Source organism: Alloyangia pacifica (genome assembly GCF_900116195.1).
Taxonomy (GTDB): Bacteria; Pseudomonadota; Alphaproteobacteria; order Rhodobacterales; family Rhodobacteraceae; genus Salipiger; species Salipiger pacificus.
Genome location: NZ_FOZW01000001.1, coordinates 259,097 through 278,983, shown reverse-complemented (window position 1 = coordinate 278,983; position 19,887 = coordinate 259,097). Strand labels below are relative to the sequence as shown.

Here is a 19,887-nt window from a genome sequence, read left to right as displayed (position 1 = left end):
GTGAAGCGGGCGATGCGCTGCTCACTGGATGGACAGATCGAGATCATAGGTGACGCTCTTGTCCGCATCGCGGTCGTTGCCCATGAGGTAGACGCGGATCGTGTAGGTGCCGTCCTCGGGCAGCGAAACGGTCTCGCTGCTGTCCTCGTCCATCGAGCCGACGTAGATCGCCTCGCCGTTGCTGCCCGGTGGCAGCAGGTTGATGTAGATCGAGCCATGGCCATCGGTGGCGGACACCGCCAGCTCGTAGAACAATTCCTGCCCGCCTTTCGCGGCCAGAGTGTAGTCCATGTAGTCATTGCCGGTGATCGTCCCGCTGAGCATGGTGCCGTAGCTGCCAGGCGCGAAGCTGACCTCGGCACTTTCCTGCGCCAGGGCCTGCGCGGCGGACAATCCGATCAAGAGGACGGTGCTGGAAATGCGGATCATGACGCTTCCTTCGTGACATGCCCAATACCGGAATCGACCTCCGGACGGGCGCATCAATGGCGATGAATTTGGTCGACTTCTGCGATTATCGGCGCCCCATGGTGATGCTTGGTTCACTTTTTGGAAACACTGCGTTTGCAACAAGCGACGGTCCGCCATCCTATCGGCAAGATTTAGCCCATGTTTTCGGGACATTACCTTGCGGCAACGCAGCAAGGTGATCTGTTACCACTCTGAAACAGAAAAATTCCGGGATAGGCGCGCGGAACAAAGCCTGTATTCTGCCTCTGTTACCAGTCTGACGTCATTTAGAATCATCTGTTGTTACGAGTCCCGCTAGGTCGACCAAGCGTCTTTGTGGCTCGGCGTTGAATTTCCCGAAACGCCGGGTCTCCCCAGGAAGGGAGCCGCGTCCCAAGGCTCCGATCCTTAAGTCCTGAAACGGCTCTGCCCGCCCATGGCATCCTCGTTTCCCCAGCGATCTCGGCCGGGGCAGAGGAGTCGCGCAGGGACCAGGAAGCCGCGCAGTTTTCTGCGCGGCTTCATACGTGTTTCGCCCTGCCTTTCTCACCCAGTCAGGTCAGGCACACCGGCGCGACGTTCCTTCATTCTGCACCGCCGCCGATGTCCCCGCTCTGCCGCACGCCTGCGACCAGCCCTTCGCCGACGGTCTGCAGCACGTCCGCCAGTTCGGTGAACCAGCCTTCGCGATGGCTCGAGGCGCGCCGCGCCAGCGCGACGATGCGCGCCGGCTCCGGGTCGGCGAAGCGACGCAGCCGCATGCCCGGCGAAGCCCGCAACTCGGTCAGCGCAGCCACCTCGGGCATCAGCGTCAGGCCGAAGCCTGCCGCCACCAGCCGCGAGAGCGTCGAGAGCGAGGTCGCCCCCATGTTGATCCGCGCGTTGCCCCTGCCCCGGCCGCAGACCGCCAGCGCCTGGTCGGTCAAGCAGTGCCCGTCCTCCAGAAGCAGCAACTGGCTCTCCGCCAGGCCCTCGGGGCTCGACACGCGGCGGATCTGATCCAGCCGGGCAGCGCTGCCGGCGAGCAGGAAGCGGTCCTCAAAGAGCGGCAGCACTTCGATCCCCTGCTCCTCGATCGGCAGGGCCACCAGCGCCGCGTCGAGCGCCCCCGAGGCCAAAAGGGTCAGCAACCGTTCGGTCTTGTTCTCGGTCACCTCGACGTCGAGCGAGATGTCTTCGGCACGCAGCGCAGCCAGCGCCTCGGGCAGGAAATAGGGAGCGATTGTCGGGATCACGCCGAGCGACAGCTTGCCGGTCAGCCCTCCCCTGCGCCGCGCCGCGTGCTCCAGTCCCGCAACCTCGGCAAGGATGCGTTCGGCGCTCTCCAGCACCTCGCGGCCAAAGGGCGTCAGCACCACGTCCCGCGCCTGTCGCTCCACCAGCGGGCCGTTCAGTGCCGCCTCAAGCTCGCGGATCTGCACCGAGAGCGCGGGTTGCGAAACATTGCAGGCCTCCGCCGCGCGGCGGAAGTTGCGCTGCTCGGAAAGCGCGCGGAAGTAGCTGAGTTGGCGAAGGGTCAAAGACATAAGATTTTCCTATCACTTTGACAGGAATCCGCAATTGGGAACTTATTTCGGCCCCTCTAGTTGATCGGACAGCAAGGTACTATCGCCACACCCACGGAGGTTCTCATGAGCAAGCGACTGACCACATCCGCCGGCACCCCGGTCCCGACGAACGAGACCTCGGCCACCGCCGGCCCGCGCGGCCCGGTGCTTCTGGAAGACTACCAGCTGATCGAGAAACTGGCGCACCAGAACCGCGAGCGCATCCCCGAGCGCGTCGTGCACGCCAAGGGCTGGGGCGCTCAGGGCACCTTCACAGTGACTCATGACATCAGCCAGTACACCTGCGCCAAGCTCTTCTCCAAGGTCGGCAACAGCTGCGACATCCTCTCGCGCTGGTCCACCGTGGCGGGCGAACAGGGCGCCGCGGATGCCGAGCGCGACGTGCGCGGCTTCTCGGTGAAGTTCTACACCGAGGAAGGCAACTGGGACATGGTGGGCAACAACACCCCCATCTTCTTCATCCGCGACGCCTACAAGTTCCCCGACTTCATCCGCACGCAGAAGCGCCACCCCAAGACCAACCTGCGCTCGCCCGAGGCGATGTTCGACTTCTGGGCCGGCCAGCCCGAGTCGGTGCACCAGGTCACCATCCTAATGTCGGACCGCGGCATTCCGCAGAACCCGATGCACATGCACGGCTACGGCTCGCACACCTTCTCGATGTGGAACGACAAGGGCGAGCGCTTCTGGGTGAAGTTCCACTTCCGCTGCCAGCAGCCGATCAAGAACTACACCAACGAGCAGGCCGAGAAGATCGTCGGCGAGACCCGCGAGAGCTACCAGGAAGATCTCTACAACGCGATCGACGAGGGCAACTTCCCGAAGTGGGAGCTGAACATCCAGGTGATGCCCGAGGAACAGGCCGCCGAGCTCGACTTCAATCCCTTCGATCTGACCAAGGTCTGGTCGCACAAGGATTTCCCGCTGATCCCGGTGGGCATGCTCGAGTTCAACAAGAACCCGGACAATTACTTCCAGATGATCGAGAACGCCGCCTTCTCGCCGTCGAACAAGGTGCCGGGCATCGGCTTCTCGCCGGACAAGATGCTGCAGGGCCGGGTCTTCGCCTATGCCGACGCGCACCGCTACCGCCTCGGCACACACTACGAGGCGCTGCCCGCCAACGCGCCGAAATGCCCGGTCCACACCTACCACAAGGACGGCTCGATGCGCTTCTTCCCGCAGCAGACCGGCCATCCGGACGCCTATTACGAGCCGAACCAATACGAGGAATCGGCCAAGGCCGACCCCTCGGTGATGGAACCGCCGCTGAAGATCTCGGGCGATGCCGACCGCTATGCGCAGGAGGACAAGGACGCCGACTATGTCCAGCCGCGGGCGCTCTACAAGGAGGTGCTCGGCGATGACGAGCGCAAGCGCCTGCACCTCAACATGGCCCGCGCCATGGCTCCGGTGTCGGACAGCGTGCGCGATCGCTGGTACGCGGTTCTGGAGCGCGTCCACCCCGACTACCTCGCCGGTGTGAAGAAGGCCGCCAGCGACCTCGAGAGCGGCAATATCGACGACTACCCGGGGATTCCCGTCACGGGCGACACCCCGGTGCGTGCGGCCGAATAATCCACTCACGGACCGCGATGCGGAGGGGGCGGTGCCATTGGCTCCGCCCCTTTTTCCTTCGCGGCGGCCTAGTGGCCGGAGACCCGCTGCTCCAGGGCCGCGCGCACCGCCGCGGCATCGCAGCCCACGACATTGAGCTTGCAGCCGGTTTTCCACTGCAGGATCGCGCCGGGAATGTAGCGACCGCGCGGGGATTTCATGTCCAGTTCTATTAGGCTTGCAGCTTTGCCCGCCTGTGCGGGCCTGAGCGCCGCCACCTCGCCCAGCGGCACCGCGGCGCCCACCGGACGGAAGCGGACTTCCTGTCCATTGACCTCGATCTCACGCACGTTTCTGCCGCCCTTGAGAAGGAACAGCCCCATCGGGCACAAGAGAAACGTCGCAAGCACGACCTTGAGTTCGGTGTTTGCCACCCCCTCGATCCCGATCAGAACGAAGCCGGCAAGGCCCATCCCCCAAAGGGCCCAGCCCAGGCTGCGCATGATCCGCCGTGAAACCGGGAAGCGGAGTGGACCGGACGGATTGCCGCTGATTTGGGGCTCGGCGACGCGAGACCGCGCTCGCCTGTCCATCACGCAGCGCACCAATGTACAGGCGCCGAAGGTCACCGACGCATTCAGCGCGACAACCCAGGAAATCCAGTCGGGCCGCAACATGGCGCCCAGCCAGAGGGCATCCAGCAAGATCACCCAGATAACGATATCCCTGCGGCTCACGACGCACCCCCGGTTTAGCCCTTCACAACCAAAGAGATTGTCGCAAGTCGGAGTGAGTTTTCATAAAAACAACGTCACCCTTGCAGAAGTGCATAGAGACTGCGCCTCGCGCGCAACAGCGCCCCCGCGGTGATCGGCGGGGGCGCGCGGGGTCTCAGCCGATCAGCCCGCCGCCCGAGGCTTCCATTTCCTGGTAGTGCCGCCGCAGACGTTGCAGCGCGATGCGCAGCACCACCTTGCCCGAGCGCGCCGCCCAGCCCATGTTGCGTTCGGTCTCCTCCAGCCCCTCGAGGTAGCAGCAGCAGCGCAGTGCCACGTCGCCGAGCCCCGGACCCAGGTCGCGCAGCGCGCCGGTGAACCGCGCCCGTGCCGCCTCGGCACCCTGCGGCGAGAGGTCCGCCGCTCCCGGCCTCACACCGGCGGTCAGGAAATGATCCCAGTTCTGCGTCATGCGCTGGCCCATCTGCGCAAGTTCGAAGTCCTCGCGCAGCCGCTCGCCGGCGCGTACAAGGGCGTCGTCCAGAAAGCGCCGGCCATCCCGGTCGCGCCGCCGGGCAAGCGCGGCCAGCGGGCTTTCCGACACCGCGTAGCGGCGACGGCCCCGCGGGTCGGCCTCTTCCTCGGCCAATGCCACTTCGGCCTCGCGGCCACTGTCGAAACCGGCCTGCGCCTCGGCGAAGCCGCGCAGCCGGCTCTCCTGTTCAGCCAGCAGCAACCCCAGTGCGCTGCGCCCCGCAGGGGTGATGCGATAGCGCGAGATGCGGCCCGGCGCGTCGCAGCGGATCCATCCCTTGAGCGCCATGGCCTCGGCCACCGGCGCCTCGACCACGGCCGTGCGGGCCGAGCCGCCCTCCCCGGTGTCACGGACCACCACCGCCTTGTCCATTTCCGCCGCCACAGCCAGCACGGCGCCGCTTTCGCACAGGCGCCGCAGCACGCGGCGCGCCTCGCGCGCCAGCGTGGCCGCATCCGGCGTCGCCTCCTTCGCCCCGGGGGCTTGCTGCGTCTGCTTCATCCTGACGACCTCCTCGGAAAGCTTGGCTGTGGCCGGATGTCCGGCCCCCAGCCTGCGCAGCGCCTCGTCCACCAGAGGATCGTCGCGCAGCGTCTCCATCCGCCGCACCTGGCGCAGGACGGTCGACGCATGGCAGCCCGCGGACCGCGCCAGCGCGCGGATGCCCTGCCCCTCTTCTGTGTGCGCAAGATAGAGGCGGGCCATCTCTGGCACCCACGTCGGAAGGCTGGGCTTCTTGGCAAGTTCGTGGCATCGGATCATTGAACAAGTCCCCTAGGTTAACCCCCTGCTTGCGCAGGATTTACGAAAGTGAACCTGAAAACTGCTCGCCTCGAAGTTATCTAAAAGTTAATCTTTTTCGTAATTTACGAGAGTTATCCACAAATTATAAACTTCGGTTAAGCCCGCGCGCGCAGCAGGTTTCGCTGCGGCAACATCCCCGGATCCTGTGCCAGTCTGTGTCCCTGTTCATCGCATGGGAGACGATCGATGCAGGACATCCAGAGCCTTCTCGGCGCGCTGCGCCGCCCCCGCCTTCTGGTCCGCGCAGCGCGCTACGGCGCGGTGGAGTACCAGCGCGACGCGCATCTGCCGAGGCTGCTTGGCGCGCCCGGTCCGACGCGCCACGGCGCTGCGCTGCTGCGCCTGATGGAACTGGAAGCCGAGATCGACGCGGGGCGACTGGCCCGCGCAGCAGGCTACTCGGCGGCGCGGCACGTGGAGGTGCTGGCGGCGATCATCGGCGAGGCTCGCGCGCTTCAGGCGCCAGCCTGACGACCTGCGCGGCGGTTCAGAGGAAAGCGTCGGGCACCGCGGCCTTCTTGCGCGCCACGTAGTCGGCCAGCGCCTCGGCCACGCCCGGGTCCATCGCGGGCTGCTCGTAGCTGTCGAGCAGCGCCTTCACCCGCGCCGATGCGAGCTGCATGGTGTCGCGCGCGCCCTCTTCGGACCATGTCTCGAAGGGCTTGTAGTCGAACAGCTCGGAGCGCCAGAAGGCGGTCTTGAAGTTCTCCTGCGTGTGGGCGCAGCCGAGGAAATGCCCGCCCGGCCCCACCTCGCGGATCGCGCCCAGCGCCTGCGTCGCCTCGTCGACGGTAACCCCCTGCGCCATCTTGTGCAGGGCGCCGAGCTGGTCGGCATCCATCACGAATTTCTCGTAGGAGGCCACCAGCCCGCCTTCGAGCCAGCCGCAGGCATGCAGCATGAAGTTCACCCCGGCCTGCAACCCCATGTTGAGCGAATTGGCGCTCTCGTAGCCGGCCTGCGCATCCGGCAGTTTCGAACCGCAGAAACCGCCCGCCGAGCGGTAGGGCAGCGCCAGCCGCCGCGCCAGTTGGCCGACGCCGTAGCTGATCTGCGAGGCCTCGGGCGTGCCGAAGGTGGGCGCGCCGGAGTTCATGTCGATCGAGGTGACGAAGGCCCCGAAGATCACCGGCGCGCCCTTGCGCACCAACTGCGCGTAAGCGATGCCCGCCATGGCCTCGGCCAGCACCTGCGTCAGCGTGCCGGCCACGGAGACCGGCGCCATCGCGCCGCCGACGATGAAGGGCGAGACGATGCAGGCCTGATTGTTGCGCGCATAGACCTCGAGCGCGCCCATCATCGTGTCGTCGAAGGTCAACGGCGAGTTGATGTTGATCAGCGAGGTCATCACGGTGTTCTGCTGCACGAACTCCTCGCCGAAGAGGATGCCGCACATGTCCACGCTGTCCTGCGCCCGGCTCGGCTCGGTCACCGAGCCCATGAAAGGCTTGTCGGACAGGGTCATGTGCGCGTGCAGCATGTCGAGGTGGCGCTTGTTCACCGGCAGGTCGGTAGGCTCGCAGACCGTGCCCCCCGAATGGTGCAGCCAGCGTGACATCTGGCCGAGCCTCACGAAATTGCGGAAATCCTCGATCGTGCCGTAGCGCCGCCCGTTCTCGGCGTCATGCACGAAGGGCGGTCCGTAGACCGGCGCAAGCACCAGCGAGCGACCGCCAATCTCGACGCTGCGCTCGGGGTTGCGGGCGTGCTGGGTGATGCGCGAGGGCGCATGGCCGCAGAGCCGCCGCGCCAGACCGCGCGGGATGCGCACGCGCTCGCCCTCGATCTCGGCCCCTGCTTCCTTCCACAGCGCCAACGCACCGGGATTGTTGACGAAGTTGACGCCGATCTCTTCCAGCACCGTCTCGGCACCGGCCTCGATCATCTCCAGCGCCTCTTCGGTCAACAGCTCGAAGTTGGGAATGTTGCGCTCGATGAAACGGGCCGTCTCGACCCGGGCCGAGCCGCGTGCCGCGCGCCGTGCTGCCCCGCCGCCGCTGCGTGTCCGTTTCCGCGTTTCCGTCTCAGACATGGCGCCTCTCCCGTTCCTTCGCATGCCCGATCAGTAGTAGCCCAGCCCCCGGGTGACCAGAGACGAGTTTGCGCCCCCTCGCGGCCAAATGCGACATGCCGCGCCCCGCGGACGAGGAAACGTCCCCTTAACATGTATCGGCTAGAGATCTTTTTCCGGGTGGGTGGCCGCGTTCGGCAGACCGGGGGATCAGATGAAGGACACGCAGCTTGAAATCAGCGGCCGGCCGCTCGACGGCGCCGAAATCGGTGCGCTGGCGCATCTCTACCGCAGCGAGGTTCACCGCTGTACCGTCTGGCGCACCCGCCTGGACACGACAACCAACTGGGCTGTGGTGACACTGGGCGTCGCGCTCTCCATCGCCTATGCCGCCCCGGATGCCTCGCCGCTTCCGCTGGTGCTCGTGGGTATCTCGAACCTGTTCTTCCTCACCCTCGAGGCACGGCGCTACCGCTATTGCGACCTCTGGCGCGAGCGTTTCCGCAGCATGGAGGTGAATTTTTACGGCCCGATCCTCGGAGACCGGACATCAGCGCAACCGGACTGGGCCATCGCGCTGCAACAGGACTACGCGCACCCCGAGTTCGGCATCTCCTACCTGCACGCCATGGGGCGGCGCATCCGGCGCAGCTACCTGTGGATCATGCTGATCCAGCTGCTGGCTTTCGTGGGAAAGATCACCGTGCATCCCAGCACGGTCCAGAGCTTCGAGCAGGCGATGCAGCGTGCCGCGGTCGGTGCGATCCCTGGCGAGGCGATGGCGCTTGGCGGGGCGATCTACGCCGGTGGTTTCGCCGCGCTGGCGCTCTGGTCCCTCTCGGTCGACCGCACGGCTCGGCGCGAACAAGGGCTCTCGCTGCCCGACGCGATCTACTGACCCGCGCTCTGCGGGAGCTCATTAATCGTGGATTCAGACCTGCGCTGCAGGATCGCCACGCCGGCACCAGATCGCAGGCAGCAGTCACCCGGCCTAATGGAGAGAGCCACAGGAAGCACAGTGGCTTCAGGACACCCCGCACAGGCGGCGACCCAGCCGCTCCAGAACGAAGGAGAGTTCCCTTGAAACCGCTCGCAACCACACTCCTCCTCGCAGCGGCCTGCGCGCCCCATCTTGCGCTGCCGGCGCTGGCCGAGAGCAAGGTGACCTATCCCCCCGCGGAACCCGCCGCCGCATCGGATCATGGCACGTCGGATCATGGCGCGGCGGCGCCCGCGCATGGCGACACCAGGCATGCAGCCGCCGTCCAGGCGAGCGCCGACAGCCATGCCCCGGCTCCGGAGTCCGGCGCGCTCTGCCAGGGCTTCGGCCCGCAGACGCCGCGCGACATCGGCAATGCGTTCGGCAGCAACCCCGTCTCTTTCGGGCTGGCCCCGCCGCCGGATGAGCTGAACCTGTGCAACATCCACACCCATACCAATGCCGAGCACCTCGGACCCGGCTTCTCCATCTACGCCGGCCCCGAAGAGAACGGCGGCTTCAAATGCGCCGGCTCGGCCTCGCTGAGCGCCGCCGAGCTGTCGCGACCTGAGGGAGGCCCCGCCCGGTTCGAGGGCGTGGAACCCGGCGATACGATCGAGGTGCATTGGGTCCATACGTCCTGCGACGTAACGCCCGGCCCGGGGCTCGGCGCCTGCCTGTCCGACAGCTGCTCGAACCCGGAATTGCGGGTGGAGGCGCAGGTCTTCCTGGTGGTCAACGACCCCAATGCACTCGACTTCCGGGATTTCATCTACCTCGGCACCATGCGCCAGGGTCGCCATCAGGCCCGTGCGCTGCCGACCGGCACCGGCGCGCCGGTGGTGTTCCGCGGCTCGACCACCGGGCCCAGCTACGACCAGCAGACCTGCTCGCCGCTGCAGGTCACGTGGTCGGTGCGTCCGCGCTGCGCCCGGCTCGACATCTCGTCGCTGGATGCCTGGGCCGCCATGGGCAATGTCTTCGATGAAAGCCACAGCCATGGCGTGCGCCGGCTGGTCACCGCCCCGTCCCTGCTCAGCCAGATCGACTGAGCCCGCGCTACGGCACAAGCCGGGGGCGGCAATTGCGTCCGCCCGGCACCCAGCCTCTTGCGCGCGAGGCGCGGCCCGCCTAAAGCAGCCGCATGACCCAGCATGATCGCCTCCTTATCATCGACTTCGGTAGCCAGGTGACGCAGCTCATCGCGCGGCGCCTGCGTGAGCTGAACGTCTACTGCGAGATCCACCCCTATCAGAACGTCACAGATGCGTTCCTGAAGGACTTCGCCCCCAAGGCCATCGTCTTCTCCGGTGGCCCCGACAGCGTGACGCGCGAGGGCTCGCCTCGCCCGCCCAAATCCGCCTACGAGCTCGGCGTTCCGATCCTCGGCATCTGCTATGGCCAGCAGGTCATGATGCACGACCTCGGCGGCAAGGTCGAAGCCGGCCAAAGCCACACCGCCGAATTCGGCCGCGCCTACGTGACGCCCAAGGAAGACCGCCTCGACCTGCTGGCAGGCTGGTTCCTCGACGGCACCGGCCGCGAACAGGTGTGGATGAGCCACGGCGACCACGTCTCGGAGATCGCCCCCGGCTTCGAGGTCTACGCGACCTCCCCCGGCGCGCCCTTCGCGATCACCGCCGACGTGAGCCGCAAGTTCTACGCCGTGCAGTTCCACCCGGAGGTGCATCACACCCCGAACGGCAAGACCCTGTACGAGAACTTCGTCAAGGAAGCCGGCTTCACCGGCGACTGGACGATGGACGCCTACCGCGAGGAAGCGGTGCGCAAGATCCGCGAACAGGTGGGCGAGTCCAAGGTCATCTGCGCGCTTTCGGGCGGCGTCGACAGCTCGGTCACCGCGGCCCTGCTGCACGAGGCGATCGGCGAGCAGCTGACCTGCGTCTTCGTCGATCACGGCCTGCTGCGCCTGAACGAGGCCGACGAGGTCGTGGCGATGTTCCGCGACCACATGAACCTCTCGGTGATCCACGCGCAGGAGCAGGACCTGTTCCTTGGCGAGCTGGAGGGCGTTTCCGACCCCGAGACCAAGCGCAAGATCATCGGCAAGCTGTTCATCGACGTGTTCCAGAAATACGCCGACCAGATCGAGGACGCGACCTTCCTCGCGCAGGGCACGCTTTACCCCGACGTGATCGAGAGCGTCAGCTTCTCGGGTGGCCCCTCGGTCACCATCAAGTCGCACCACAACGTCGGTGGCCTGCCGGAGAAGATGGGCCTCAAGCTTGTCGAGCCGCTGCGCGAACTCTTCAAGGACGAGGTGCGCGCGCTGGGTCACGAGCTTGGCCTGCCGGCCAGCTTCATCGGCCGCCACCCCTTCCCCGGCCCGGGTCTGGCAATCCGTTGCCCCGGCGAGATCACCCGCGAGAAGCTCGACATCCTTCGCAAGGCGGATGCGGTCTACATCGACCAGATCCGCAAGCACGGTCTCTACGACGAGATCTGGCAGGCCTTTGTGGCGATCCTGCCGGTGCGCACCGTGGGCGTGATGGGCGACGGCCGCACCTACGACTACGCCTGCGCCCTGCGCGCGGTGACCTCGGTCGATGGCATGACGGCGGATTACTATCCCTTCAGCCACGAGTTCCTCGGCGAGACCGCGACGCGGATCATCAACGAGGTGAAGGGCATCAATCGCTGCACCTACGACATCACCTCGAAGCCCCCGGGCACCATCGAGTGGGAATGATCGCGCCGTAACATTCGGGGCCGGGGAAACCCGGCCCCTTTTGTATTCGCTCGCAACGCTGCCGTGCGGGGTATGGACATCCAGAGCACATCGCGCCGCCCCTCGGGCCGCACTCGGGCGATTGCCCCTTGCCCCTGCCGGATCACCGAGCCAGTGTCCGCAGCGGAGAGGACCCCCATGACGACCAGAGTTTTCGTGCAGCCGCACCGTTTCCCCAAGTACAGGTTTTCCAGGCATCAATCGGCCGGGAGCGCGACATGAGCGCCGTGCAGCTGACCGGCCGCATGACCGCGCCGCCCGAGCGCTGCGACGAGGTGCGCGCCGCAATGGATGAACACATCCGCCTGACCCGCGCCGAGGCCGGCTGCCTTTTCTTCGAGCTGCGCGAGACCGAGGACGGAGTTTTCGAGGTCTCGGAGCTGTTCCAGAGCCGCGCCGCCTTCGACGCGCATCAGACCCGCACCCGCGCCAGCGCCTGGTTTCGCATCACCGGCGACCTGCCGCGCGACTACGACGTGGCCGACCTGTGAGCGCGCCGCTTGCCCCCGGAACCGCCCCCGGCGCCGTGCCGCGGGCCGCGCTCTGGATGGTCGGCTCGATTGTCTCGTTCAGCGCAATGGCGGTGGCCGGACGCTACGTCAGCACCGGGCTCGACACCTTTGAAATCATGCTCTACCGCTCGCTGCTCGGGGTGGTGATCATCAGCAGTATCGTGACGCTGACGGGCAAGCGCCGGACCGTCGCAACCCGCCATATCGGCACCCATATCATCCGCAATATCAGCCATTTCACCGGTCAGAACCTGTGGTTCTACGCGATCACGGTGATCCCGCTGGCGCAGGTCTTCGCGCTGGAGTTCACCGGCCCGATCTGGGCAATGCTGCTGGCGACGCTGGTACTGGGAGAACGTCTGACATGGCCGCGCAGCCTCGCCGCGCTGGTCGGCTTCCTCGGCATCCTGATCGTCACCCGCCCCTCGCCCGAGACGCTCTCGCCCGGCCTCTTCGCCGCCGCGGGCGCGGCGATCGGCTTTGCCGGCTCGGCGATCTTCACCCGCAAGCTCACCCGCACCGACAGCACCTTGTGCATCCTGTTCTGGCTGACGCTGACGCAGGCGGTCATGGGCCTGGTCTGCGCCGGCTTCGACGGCGACATCGCGCTGCCCTCGGCCGAGGCGGTGCCCGGAGTGATCGTCATCGGCGTCGCCGGGCTCTGCGCGCACTACTGCCTGACCACCGCGCTCGGCCTCGCTCCGGCCTCGGTGGTCATGCCGATCGACTTCACCCGCCTGCCGGTCATCGCCATCGTCGGCATGCTGCTCTACGCCGAGCCGCTGGACCCCTGGGTGCTGCTGGGCGCGGCGCTGATCTTTGCCGCCAACTACGCCAACATCCTGCGCGAGACCCGCGCGGCCCGGCCGTCCGCAGGATGAGACGCGCGGGCATCGCCGGGACTGGCCGCAGGGATGACAGCAGGGTTTGACGCCGGACGCGGGCGCAAGTACCTGTCGGGACAGACGAACCAGGAGCCGACCCATGCTGTATGAAACCGCCGCCGACTGGCGCGACGCCGCGCGCAGGCACGTGGTGCTGTTTGCCATGTCGGGACTCGGCAAGACCCATGTCTCGTCAATGCTGCGGCAATCCGGCGACTGGTTCCACTACTCGATCGATTACCGCATCGGCACGCGCTACATGGGCGAATACATCGCCGACAATGCCAAGGCAGAGGCGATGAAGAACCCGTTCCTGCGCGAACTGCTGCTGTCGGATTCGATCTATATCGGCTCCAACATCACCTTCGAGAATCTGACCCCGGTCTCCACCTACCTTGGCAAGCCCGGCGATCCGGCCAAGGGCGGCATGGCAATGGACAGCTACCGCATCCGCCAGGACCAGTTCCGCCGCGCCGAGGAACAGGCGCTTCTGGATACGGGATATTTCATCGAGCGCGCGCAACAGCTCTACGGCTACCCGCATTTCGTCTGCGACACCGGTGGGTCGATCTGCGAATGGGTGAACGCCGGCGATCCGCGCGACCCGATCCTGGGCGAGTTGTCGCGCCAGGCGCTGATGGTCTGGATCCGCGGCAGCGAGGCGCACACCGAAGAGCTGATCCGGCGCTTCGACCGTGCGCCAAAGCCCATGGCCTACCAGCCCGAGTTCCTCGAAGCGGCCTGGACGCGCTATCTCGATGAAAAGGGCATCTCCGAGACCGCGGTCGATCCGGATGACTTCATCCGCTGGACCTACGCCCAGGCGCTGGCCCACCGGCAGCCACGCTACGAGGAGATGGCGCGCAACTGGGGCGTGACGGTCGAGGCCTCTGACATGGCCACGGTACGTGACGAGGCGGATTTCGTCGCGGTGGTTGCCGCAGCCATCGACGCCAGAGCCTGAGGCCCGGCGGCCCAGCACAAGCAGAGCAGCCATCGCCCCCCAAGGCCTGAACAGGCGGTTGAGCTGTGATCTCGATGCCAAGCCCTGCACTGGGCCCTGGCACCGTGCATCCACCGGGCCGCTCGGGGTCAGACGGCGGCGCTTCTGCCGGCCGGCTGCGCAGCCTGGGCATCGCCGACGTTGAAGCCGCGCATCAGGTCCGAGAGCCGCCCCGCGTCTCCCCGCAGCATGTGCGCCGCCGCGGTGCTCTGTTCAACCATGGCGGCATTCTGCTGCGTGACACGGTCGAGATTGCTGACCCCGACGTTGATCTCGTTGAGCCCCTGCGCCTGTTCGGCCGCGACCCCGGCGATGTTTGTGACCAAGGTCGCGATCTGGCTCACCTGGGCGACCACCTCACCCAGGGCCTCGCCCGAGCGCTCGACCAGTTCCACCCCGTCGCGGACGCGGTCGGCCGAGCCGCTGATCAGGGTCTTGATCTGCTGCGCCGCGTCAGAGCTGCGCTGCGCCAACGCGCGCACCTCGGAGGCCACAACGGCAAACCCCTTCCCCGAAGCCCCGGCGCGCGCCGCCTCGACCCCGGCGTTGAGCGCCAGGAGATTGGTCTGAAAGGCAATGTCGTCGATCACCCCGATGATCTCGTTGATCTGCTGCGAGCTGCGCTCGATGCCGCCCATGGCCTCGATCGCCGAGCGCATGACCTCGCCGTTCTGATCCGCGAGTTTAGAAGCGGTCTGCACGCTGCCTTCGGCCTCCCGGGCCGACTGCGCCGCCTCGCGGACCCGGGACAGCATCTCCTCGAGCGCGGCGGCTGTCTGTTCGAGCGTGGCGGCCTGGGTCTCGGTGCGCCGCGACAGGTCGTCGGACGCGCGGGCGATTTCCTCGGCGCTGCTGTGAATGTTGAGCGCGCCGGAATTCACCTCGGTCATGGTGGCGCGCAGGCTCTCGACCGCGCGGTGGTAATTGCCGCGCAACTCTTCGTATTCATCGGGGAACTCCTCGGCGATCACATGGCGCAGCGATCCGCCTGCGAGCGCATCGAGCGCATCGCTCAGGTGGCACACCACCTGGTTCTGCGCCTCATGGGCGCGTCCGCGCGCCTCCTGCGCATCTCGGCCACGTGCCAGGGTCTTGGTGAGGTCGGCCAAATTGCGCGCCAGTTCACCAAACTCGTCGCGGCGCCGCTCGGCGCGCAGGGTGACGTCGTAGTCCCCCGCTGCAACCCGCGACATCCCCCGACGCAGCGCGCTCAGCGGTGCAAGCACAATACGACGCAGGAGCACCAGCGCCACGCCCAGCATGATGCACAGGCTGGCTGCCGCGCTGGCCAGCATGATCTGCTTGTCGCGGAGGATCGACGCGCGCATGGCGCCATCGGTCCAGGCCATGACCAGCGCACCGAGCGGCGCGCCCTCTCCCCGCAGCGCGATCGACTCGGTCGCAACGAAATTTCGCAAGTTGCCGTGCTCCCCTCCCTCCGCCAGGGCCTTCTGCGCCGATGCGAGAAGGTCGGGCTCGCGCTCGCCCAGGTCGCCCGTCCGCGCGAGCACCTCGCCATTCGCGCCCAGCACCAGGCCGCCCAGGAGGTCCCCTGCGGCAGTCCTGGCTTTCTCCTGCAGGATTTGTTCCAGCCGCGCATCGTCGCGGAACCGCACCGAAGGCAGGAGGCTGGCTGCCGTGGCTTCGACCGATTGCCGTGCCAGCGCGGCGATCCCGCTCCCGGTCACCTTGTCGCTGAGACGCCATACCTGCACCGCGAGCACCAGGGCGACGACCAGGCTCGACAGCACCACAAGCCCCGCCACCTGCGCGAAGACCGACCCAAGGGAGCGCCGAAATCCCGCACCAGTCCTTGGCTCGGCCCGCGTCTCTCCCCCTGTCCTGTTCCCTCGCTTGCGCCGCCAAAATGCACGCACCCTCATGGGAGCCGCTCCGCGTCGAGCCCGATGGTCAGCGCCCCCAGCGGCTCGCCGCTCTGCGGATCGCTGACGGTCATCGACAGCTGCTGCATGTAAACTTGGCTCGATTCGTCGAATTCCACCGGGCCTAGGTGCACCGCCCCGGCCCCGTGCGGGTAGGTTTCGAGATACTTGTCCTCGTCACCCTGCCAGTAGTCGGAGGTCAGGTGCGAGACGGCGACATTGAGCCCGCGCGCATCCATCAGAAGGACTTCGCGGATCAGCCCGCCGGAGGCTTCGACCTGCGCACGCAGCTGGTCGGCCACGGCATTGCCCCAGACCTTCGAGATGGTCGGAATCTCGGATGCGCCGATCTCGGATTTCCAGTGGGCGTCCAGCGCCGCGATCCCGGCCTCGTCGTAGTCGGCAGTTTCCGCGTTCTGCGCGCGCACCGCGGCGATCAGCGCCGGATCACCGACCAACGGCCCCACGTACTGGGTCACGATCGCCTGCAGTTGCGGCGACAGCGCCTCGGCGCGGGCGGGCGGCGACGCAATTGGCAGGAGCGCCACGGCAAGGGCGAGGGCCGCGTATCGCGCGTGGCGCGGGCGGTGACGCCGGTTGGGCGGGCGACGGTTTGACATGGGACACCTCCGCAAAAACTCTCCTGCCTCCGTCTAGAGATGATTTCCTCACGTGAAGTTAAGGCGCGCCGATTTCCGGGCACGAACGTTTCCCTCTGCGTCCCTCGCCGTCCGCTTGCAGGCGCCAACGCGCCGGTCCAGAAAGGGCCGTCAGCCGCCGGAGACCGTCATGCCCTACCTCACCCTCGCCCTCGCAGTTCTGGCCGAAACCATCGGCACCGCCGCGCTGCAGGCCAGCCAGCAGTTCACCCGGCCGCTGCCCTCGGCGATCGTCGTCATCTCCTATGCTGCGGCCTTCTACCTGCTGTCGATCGTGCTGCGCGCCATGCCCGTGGGTCTGGCCTACGCCATGTGGTCCGGGCTGGGGATCGTCTTCATCTCCCTGATCGGCCTCGTCGCCTTCGGGCAGAAGCTGGACCTTGCGGCAGTTCTCGGAATGGGGCTGATTGTCGCCGGGATCCTCGTGATTCACCTGTTTTCGGGGGCCTCGCCGCATTAAGTGCTGGCAATTTCCCCCTTCCCCGGCTAACTCGCGCGCAAACCTCCCTTCAAAGGCATTCCTATGGACCTGCGCAATATCGCGATCATCGCACACGTTGACCATGGCAAGACCACGCTGGTGGACGAGCTGCTCAAACAGTCCGGCGCGTTCCGCGAGAACCAAGCCGTGGCCGAGCGCGCCATGGACAGCAACGATCTCGAGCGCGAGCGTGGCATCACCATCTTCGCCAAGCCGACCTCGGTCGAGTGGAAGAACACCCGCATCAACATCGTCGACACCCCCGGCCACGCCGACTTCGGCGGCGAGGTCGAGCGTATCCTGAGCATGGTCGACGGCGTGGTGCTGCTGGTGGACGCCGCCGAAGGCCCGATGCCGCAGACCAAGTTCGTGACCTCCAAGGCACTTGCCCTCGGCCTGCGTCCGATCGTGGTGCTGAACAAGGTCGACAAGCCCGACGCCGAGCCCGACCGCGCGCTCGACGAATGCTTCGACCTCTTCGCCTCGCTCGGCGCGGATGAAGACCAGCTGGACTTCCCGCACATGTACGCCTCGGGCCGCAACGGCTGGGCGGATGCCGAGCTTGACGGCCCGCGCAAGAACCTCGATGCGCTGTTCAACCTGATCGTCAACCACGTGCCGGCGCCGAAGCAGATCAAGCACCAGGACGAAGACTTCCGCATGCTGGCGACCACGCTGGGCAGCGACCCCTTCGTCGGCCGCCTGCTCACCGGCCGCATCGAGACCGGCCGGGTCAAAGTCGGTCAGACCGTGCAGGCGATCAGCCGCGTCGGCCAGAAGATCGAACAGTTCCGCGTCACCCGCGTTCAGGCCTTCCGCGGCCTCGCGCAGGCGGACATCGACGAGGGTCTCGCGGGCGACATCGTCTCGCTCGCCGGCATGACCAAGGCGACCGTGGCCGACACCATCTGCGCGCTCGCCGTGGATGAGCCGCTCGACGCGCAGCCGATCGATCCGCCCACCATCACCGTGACCTTCGGCATCAACGACAGCCCGCTTGCGGGGCGTGACGGCAAGAAGGTGCAGTCGCGCGTCATCCGCGAGCGCCTGATGAAGGAAGCCGAGGGCAACGTCGCGATCAAGATCGCCGACACCCCGGGCGGCGAGGCCTTCGAGGTGTCCGGCCGCGGCGAACTGCAGATGGGCGTCCTCATCGAGAACATGCGCCGCGAGGGCTTCGAGCTGTCGATCTCGCGCCCGCAGGTGATCATGAAGGAAGAAGACGGCACCCGCATGGAGCCGGTCGAGGAAGTCACCATCGACGTGGATGACGAGTACACCGGTGCGGTCATCGAGAAGCTCACCGGCCCGCGCAAGGGCGAGCTCGTGGAGATGAAGCCCGCCGGCGCCGGCAAGACCCGCATCGTCGGCCACGTGCCGTCGCGCGGCCTGATCGGCTACCACGGCGAATTCCTCACCGACACCCGCGGCACCGGCGTTCTCAACCGCGTGTTCCACGGCTGGACCCCGCATAAGGGCCCGATCGAAGGCCGCCGCGCCGGCGTGCTGATCTCTATGGAGAACGGCGAGGCCGTGGCCTACGCGCTGTGGAACCTCGAGGACCGCGGCAAGATGTTCCTCGGGGCGCAGGCACCGGTCTACACCGGCATGATCATCGGCGAGCACAGCCGCGACAACGACCTGGAAGTGAACCCGCTGAAGGGCAAGAAGCTGACCAACGTCCGGGCCTCGGGCACCGATGAAGCGGTCCGTCTGACCACGCCGATCACCCTGTCGCTGGAAGAGGCCATCGCCTACATCAACGACGACGAGCTGGTGGAAGTCACCCCGAACGCGATCCGCCTGCGCAAGCGCTACCTCGACCCGCACGAGCGCAAGCGCCAGTCGCGCAGCCAGTAAGGCCGCGCCACGATCTCGGGGGCCCTGCCCCCGGACACCGGGCAGAACGGGGGCTCCGCCCCCGGCCCCCCGGGCGTATTTGGAAAGAGAAGAAGATGTGAGCGCGGTCCTTCAAGGCCGCGCTTTTTCCGTCCATCGTGGCTACTTGTGGCGTGCGAGGCGGTGACGGTCAGGCTGGGAGCAGGCTGTCGCCAAGGGAGATGCCGCCGCCCGAGATCACCTCTGCGCACCAGCCGCCGTGGCTGCGTATGGCATTGTAGCCTCCCGGCCCCAGTGCCGCTTCCATCCGCGAGCACGGCGCGCAGACCGTGGTGAGGCGCAGGCGCACCTCGCCAAGGAGAATCTCCTGCCCGCGCAGGGCCGAAAGATTGATACCTGAGATGACGAGGTTGCGGCGCAGCACGGCGGGTGTCACTGCCTCGAGGCCGCAGAGCGCCGCGATGACCGGCAGGTGTTCGGCCTGGATCAGCGTGACCGCGCGCTTGCCGGTGCGGCCATGGTCGCCGTCCAGCCCGGCCTCGGTGATCCGTACCGCGCGGACGGACTGTAACGGCGCGAGCCGGGCTGCGCGCAGGCCGATCCAGTCGAGCCGGCCCGGCGCGTGATGTGTTGCCAGCAGGGCCTTCAGGCTCCCCGGCTCACCGGAGCTTTTCACTCGCTGGTTTCGACGATCAGCAGCTCGCGCTCCGACGCGCCGCGCGCGTGGCTCAGCGCCTCTTGGTACTCGGGCGAATGGTAGCAGGCCTCGGCGGCCTCGACCGAGGGGAATTTCGCCACGACATTGCGCGGCCGGTCCTTGCCTTCGAGCTGCACGTAGCGGCCGCCGCGGGCGATGAAGGCGCCGCCGTGCTTGGCGATCGCGGGACCGGCGAGCTTGGCGTATTTGCCGTAGGCCTCCTCGTCGGAGACGGTGACATGGGCGATCCAGAGAGCGGGCATCAGACTCCTTCCACGATGACGAGATCGCGCGTCGAGGCGCGCAGGGCGACGGGCAGGATGCGCTGGTACTCGGGCGAGTTGTACCAACGTTCAGCGGCGACGCGACTTGGGAATTCCACCACCACGTGCCGGCCCGGCCCCTCGCCTTCGACGAAGGCCTGCGGGCCGCCCTTCACGAGAAAGCGCCCGCCGAATTCCTCGGCGAGCGCAACGGTTTGGCCGGCATAGACGGCATATTCCTCGGGGTCGGTGACCTCGATGCGGGCGATGATATAAGCGGTCATAAGCTCCTCCCTA

20 protein-coding genes are annotated in these 19,887 nt (G+C 66.9%); 10 read left to right on the top strand and 10 right to left on the bottom strand.

Features of this window, described 5'->3' with window-relative positions; genetic code table 11:
- Positions 1–21: 21 nt before the first annotated feature.
- Positions 22–429, bottom strand: coding sequence for a hypothetical protein (locus BM397_RS01380; RefSeq protein ID WP_092426294.1), 408 nt, complete (start codon positions 427–429; stop codon positions 22–24).
- A gap of 605 nt (positions 430–1,034) precedes the next feature.
- A complete protein-coding gene (locus BM397_RS01375) occupies positions 1,035–1,976 on the bottom strand; it encodes a hydrogen peroxide-inducible genes activator (RefSeq protein WP_092426296.1) in 942 nt (313 codons plus the stop codon).
- A gap of 105 nt (positions 1,977–2,081) precedes the next feature.
- Between BM397_RS01375 and BM397_RS01370 the strand changes: the two genes are divergently transcribed.
- Positions 2,082–3,596, top strand: coding sequence for a catalase (locus BM397_RS01370; RefSeq protein ID WP_092426298.1), 1,515 nt, complete (start codon positions 2,082–2,084; stop codon positions 3,594–3,596).
- A gap of 68 nt (positions 3,597–3,664) precedes the next feature.
- Here the strand turns inward: BM397_RS01370 and BM397_RS01365 are convergent, their stop codons facing one another.
- Entirely contained in the window at positions 3,665–4,312 is a 648-nt protein-coding gene (locus BM397_RS01365) for a hypothetical protein (protein ID WP_092567349.1), read from the bottom strand.
- A 154-nt stretch (positions 4,313–4,466) separates the two neighbouring features.
- Entirely contained in the window at positions 4,467–5,588 is a 1,122-nt protein-coding gene (locus tag BM397_RS01360; RefSeq protein ID WP_092426302.1) for a DUF6456 domain-containing protein, read from the bottom strand.
- Positions 5,589–5,816: 228 nt separating this feature from the next.
- Here BM397_RS01360 and BM397_RS01355 point away from each other — a divergent pair, with 228 nt between their 5' ends.
- Complete coding sequence (locus BM397_RS01355) at positions 5,817–6,101, top strand: DUF6477 family protein (RefSeq protein WP_092426305.1); 285 nt, start codon at positions 5,817–5,819, stop codon at positions 6,099–6,101.
- A gap of 16 nt (positions 6,102–6,117) precedes the next feature.
- Here BM397_RS01355 and BM397_RS01350 read toward each other — a convergent pair whose 3' ends face one another.
- Positions 6,118–7,662 (bottom strand): trimethylamine methyltransferase family protein, encoded by a 1,545-nt coding sequence (locus BM397_RS01350; RefSeq protein ID WP_092426308.1) that lies wholly within the window; start codon positions 7,660–7,662, stop codon positions 6,118–6,120.
- 193 nt (positions 7,663–7,855) lie between these two features.
- Between BM397_RS01350 and BM397_RS01345 the strand changes: the two genes are divergently transcribed.
- From BM397_RS01345 to BM397_RS01320, 6 genes are all read left to right on the top strand, one after another.
- Positions 7,856–8,539 (top strand): DUF2270 domain-containing protein, encoded by a 684-nt coding sequence (locus tag BM397_RS01345; protein ID WP_092426310.1) that lies wholly within the window; start codon positions 7,856–7,858, stop codon positions 8,537–8,539.
- A gap of 182 nt (positions 8,540–8,721) precedes the next feature.
- A complete protein-coding gene (locus BM397_RS01340; RefSeq protein WP_245696111.1) occupies positions 8,722–9,672 on the top strand; it encodes a delta-class carbonic anhydrase in 951 nt (316 codons plus the stop codon).
- Between the two features lie 92 nt (positions 9,673–9,764).
- Positions 9,765–11,330 carry a glutamine-hydrolyzing GMP synthase gene (gene guaA / locus BM397_RS01335; protein ID WP_092426313.1) on the top strand — a complete coding sequence of 522 codons (1,566 nt, stop codon included), beginning with the start codon at positions 9,765–9,767 and terminating at the stop codon, positions 11,328–11,330.
- Between the two features lie 257 nt (positions 11,331–11,587).
- Positions 11,588–11,860 carry a putative quinol monooxygenase gene (locus BM397_RS01330; RefSeq protein WP_092426315.1) on the top strand — a complete coding sequence of 91 codons (273 nt, stop codon included), beginning with the start codon at positions 11,588–11,590 and terminating at the stop codon, positions 11,858–11,860.
- Between the two features lie 56 nt (positions 11,861–11,916).
- A complete protein-coding gene (locus BM397_RS01325) occupies positions 11,917–12,762 on the top strand; it encodes a DMT family transporter (protein WP_092426793.1) in 846 nt (281 codons plus the stop codon).
- 103 nt (positions 12,763–12,865) lie between these two features.
- Positions 12,866–13,729 (top strand): ATPase, encoded by an 864-nt coding sequence (locus BM397_RS01320; protein WP_092426318.1) that lies wholly within the window; start codon positions 12,866–12,868, stop codon positions 13,727–13,729.
- A 128-nt stretch (positions 13,730–13,857) separates the two neighbouring features.
- Here BM397_RS01320 and BM397_RS29185 read toward each other — a convergent pair whose 3' ends face one another.
- Both BM397_RS29185 and BM397_RS01310 read right to left on the bottom strand, forming a co-directional pair.
- A complete protein-coding gene (locus BM397_RS29185) occupies positions 13,858–15,519 on the bottom strand; it encodes a methyl-accepting chemotaxis protein (RefSeq protein ID WP_256218704.1) in 1,662 nt (553 codons plus the stop codon).
- A gap of 128 nt (positions 15,520–15,647) precedes the next feature.
- Complete coding sequence (locus tag BM397_RS01310; RefSeq protein WP_245696113.1) at positions 15,648–16,271, bottom strand: hypothetical protein; 624 nt, start codon at positions 16,269–16,271, stop codon at positions 15,648–15,650.
- Positions 16,272–16,440: 169 nt separating this feature from the next.
- Here BM397_RS01310 and BM397_RS01305 point away from each other — a divergent pair, with 169 nt between their 5' ends.
- Both BM397_RS01305 and typA read left to right on the top strand, forming a co-directional pair.
- Positions 16,441–16,770: an SMR family transporter gene (locus BM397_RS01305; protein WP_092426321.1), complete on the top strand. Its 330-nt coding sequence runs from the start codon at positions 16,441–16,443 to the stop codon at positions 16,768–16,770.
- Between the two features lie 63 nt (positions 16,771–16,833).
- On the top strand, positions 16,834–18,651 hold the full coding sequence (gene typA / locus BM397_RS01300; protein WP_092426323.1) for a translational GTPase TypA: 1,818 nt from the start codon (positions 16,834–16,836) through the stop codon (positions 18,649–18,651).
- A 169-nt stretch (positions 18,652–18,820) separates the two neighbouring features.
- Here typA and BM397_RS01295 read toward each other — a convergent pair whose 3' ends face one another.
- The 3 genes from BM397_RS01295 to BM397_RS01285 are packed head-to-tail and all read right to left on the bottom strand — an operon-like array spanning position 18,821 to position 19,874.
- Positions 18,821–19,306 (bottom strand): MOSC domain-containing protein, encoded by a 486-nt coding sequence (locus BM397_RS01295; protein ID WP_245696114.1) that lies wholly within the window; start codon positions 19,304–19,306, stop codon positions 18,821–18,823.
- Positions 19,303–19,590 carry a DUF1330 domain-containing protein gene (locus BM397_RS01290; RefSeq protein ID WP_092426326.1) on the bottom strand — a complete coding sequence of 96 codons (288 nt, stop codon included), beginning with the start codon at positions 19,588–19,590 and terminating at the stop codon, positions 19,303–19,305. The genes BM397_RS01295 and BM397_RS01290 overlap by 4 nt, the downstream gene beginning before the upstream one ends.
- Positions 19,590–19,874 carry a DUF1330 domain-containing protein gene (locus tag BM397_RS01285; protein WP_092426329.1) on the bottom strand — a complete coding sequence of 95 codons (285 nt, stop codon included), beginning with the start codon at positions 19,872–19,874 and terminating at the stop codon, positions 19,590–19,592. Before BM397_RS01285 ends, BM397_RS01290 begins: the two co-directional genes overlap by 1 nt.
- Positions 19,875–19,887: the final 13 nt, after the last annotated feature.

Excerpts from the sequence above, each read along its gene's own strand:
- BM397_RS01380 (WP_092426294.1), bottom strand. The coding sequence starts at position 429 with ATGATCCGCATTTCCAGCACCGTCCTCTTGATCGGATTGTCCGCCGCG.
- BM397_RS01375 (WP_092426296.1), bottom strand. The coding sequence starts at position 1,976 with ATGTCTTTGACCCTTCGCCAACTCAGCTACTTCCGCGCGCTTTCCGAG.
- BM397_RS01370 (WP_092426298.1), top strand. The coding sequence starts at position 2,082 with ATGAGCAAGCGACTGACCACATCCGCCGGCACCCCGGTCCCGACGAAC.
- BM397_RS01360 (WP_092426302.1), bottom strand. The coding sequence starts at position 5,588 with ATGATCCGATGCCACGAACTTGCCAAGAAGCCCAGCCTTCCGACGTGG.
- BM397_RS01355 (WP_092426305.1), top strand. The coding sequence starts at position 5,817 with ATGCAGGACATCCAGAGCCTTCTCGGCGCGCTGCGCCGCCCCCGCCTT.
- BM397_RS01350 (WP_092426308.1), bottom strand. The coding sequence starts at position 7,662 with ATGTCTGAGACGGAAACGCGGAAACGGACACGCAGCGGCGGCGGGGCA.
- BM397_RS01345 (WP_092426310.1), top strand. The coding sequence starts at position 7,856 with ATGAAGGACACGCAGCTTGAAATCAGCGGCCGGCCGCTCGACGGCGCC.
- guaA (WP_092426313.1), top strand. The coding sequence starts at position 9,765 with ATGACCCAGCATGATCGCCTCCTTATCATCGACTTCGGTAGCCAGGTG.
- BM397_RS01330 (WP_092426315.1), top strand. The coding sequence starts at position 11,588 with ATGAGCGCCGTGCAGCTGACCGGCCGCATGACCGCGCCGCCCGAGCGC.
- BM397_RS01325 (WP_092426793.1), top strand. The coding sequence starts at position 11,917 with ATGGTCGGCTCGATTGTCTCGTTCAGCGCAATGGCGGTGGCCGGACGC.
- BM397_RS01320 (WP_092426318.1), top strand. The coding sequence starts at position 12,866 with ATGCTGTATGAAACCGCCGCCGACTGGCGCGACGCCGCGCGCAGGCAC.
- BM397_RS01310 (WP_245696113.1), bottom strand. The coding sequence starts at position 16,271 with ATGTCAAACCGTCGCCCGCCCAACCGGCGTCACCGCCCGCGCCACGCG.
- BM397_RS01305 (WP_092426321.1), top strand. The coding sequence starts at position 16,441 with ATGCCCTACCTCACCCTCGCCCTCGCAGTTCTGGCCGAAACCATCGGC.
- typA (WP_092426323.1), top strand. The coding sequence starts at position 16,834 with ATGGACCTGCGCAATATCGCGATCATCGCACACGTTGACCATGGCAAG.
- BM397_RS01290 (WP_092426326.1), bottom strand. The coding sequence starts at position 19,590 with ATGCCCGCTCTCTGGATCGCCCATGTCACCGTCTCCGACGAGGAGGCC.
- BM397_RS01285 (WP_092426329.1), bottom strand. The coding sequence starts at position 19,874 with ATGACCGCTTATATCATCGCCCGCATCGAGGTCACCGACCCCGAGGAA.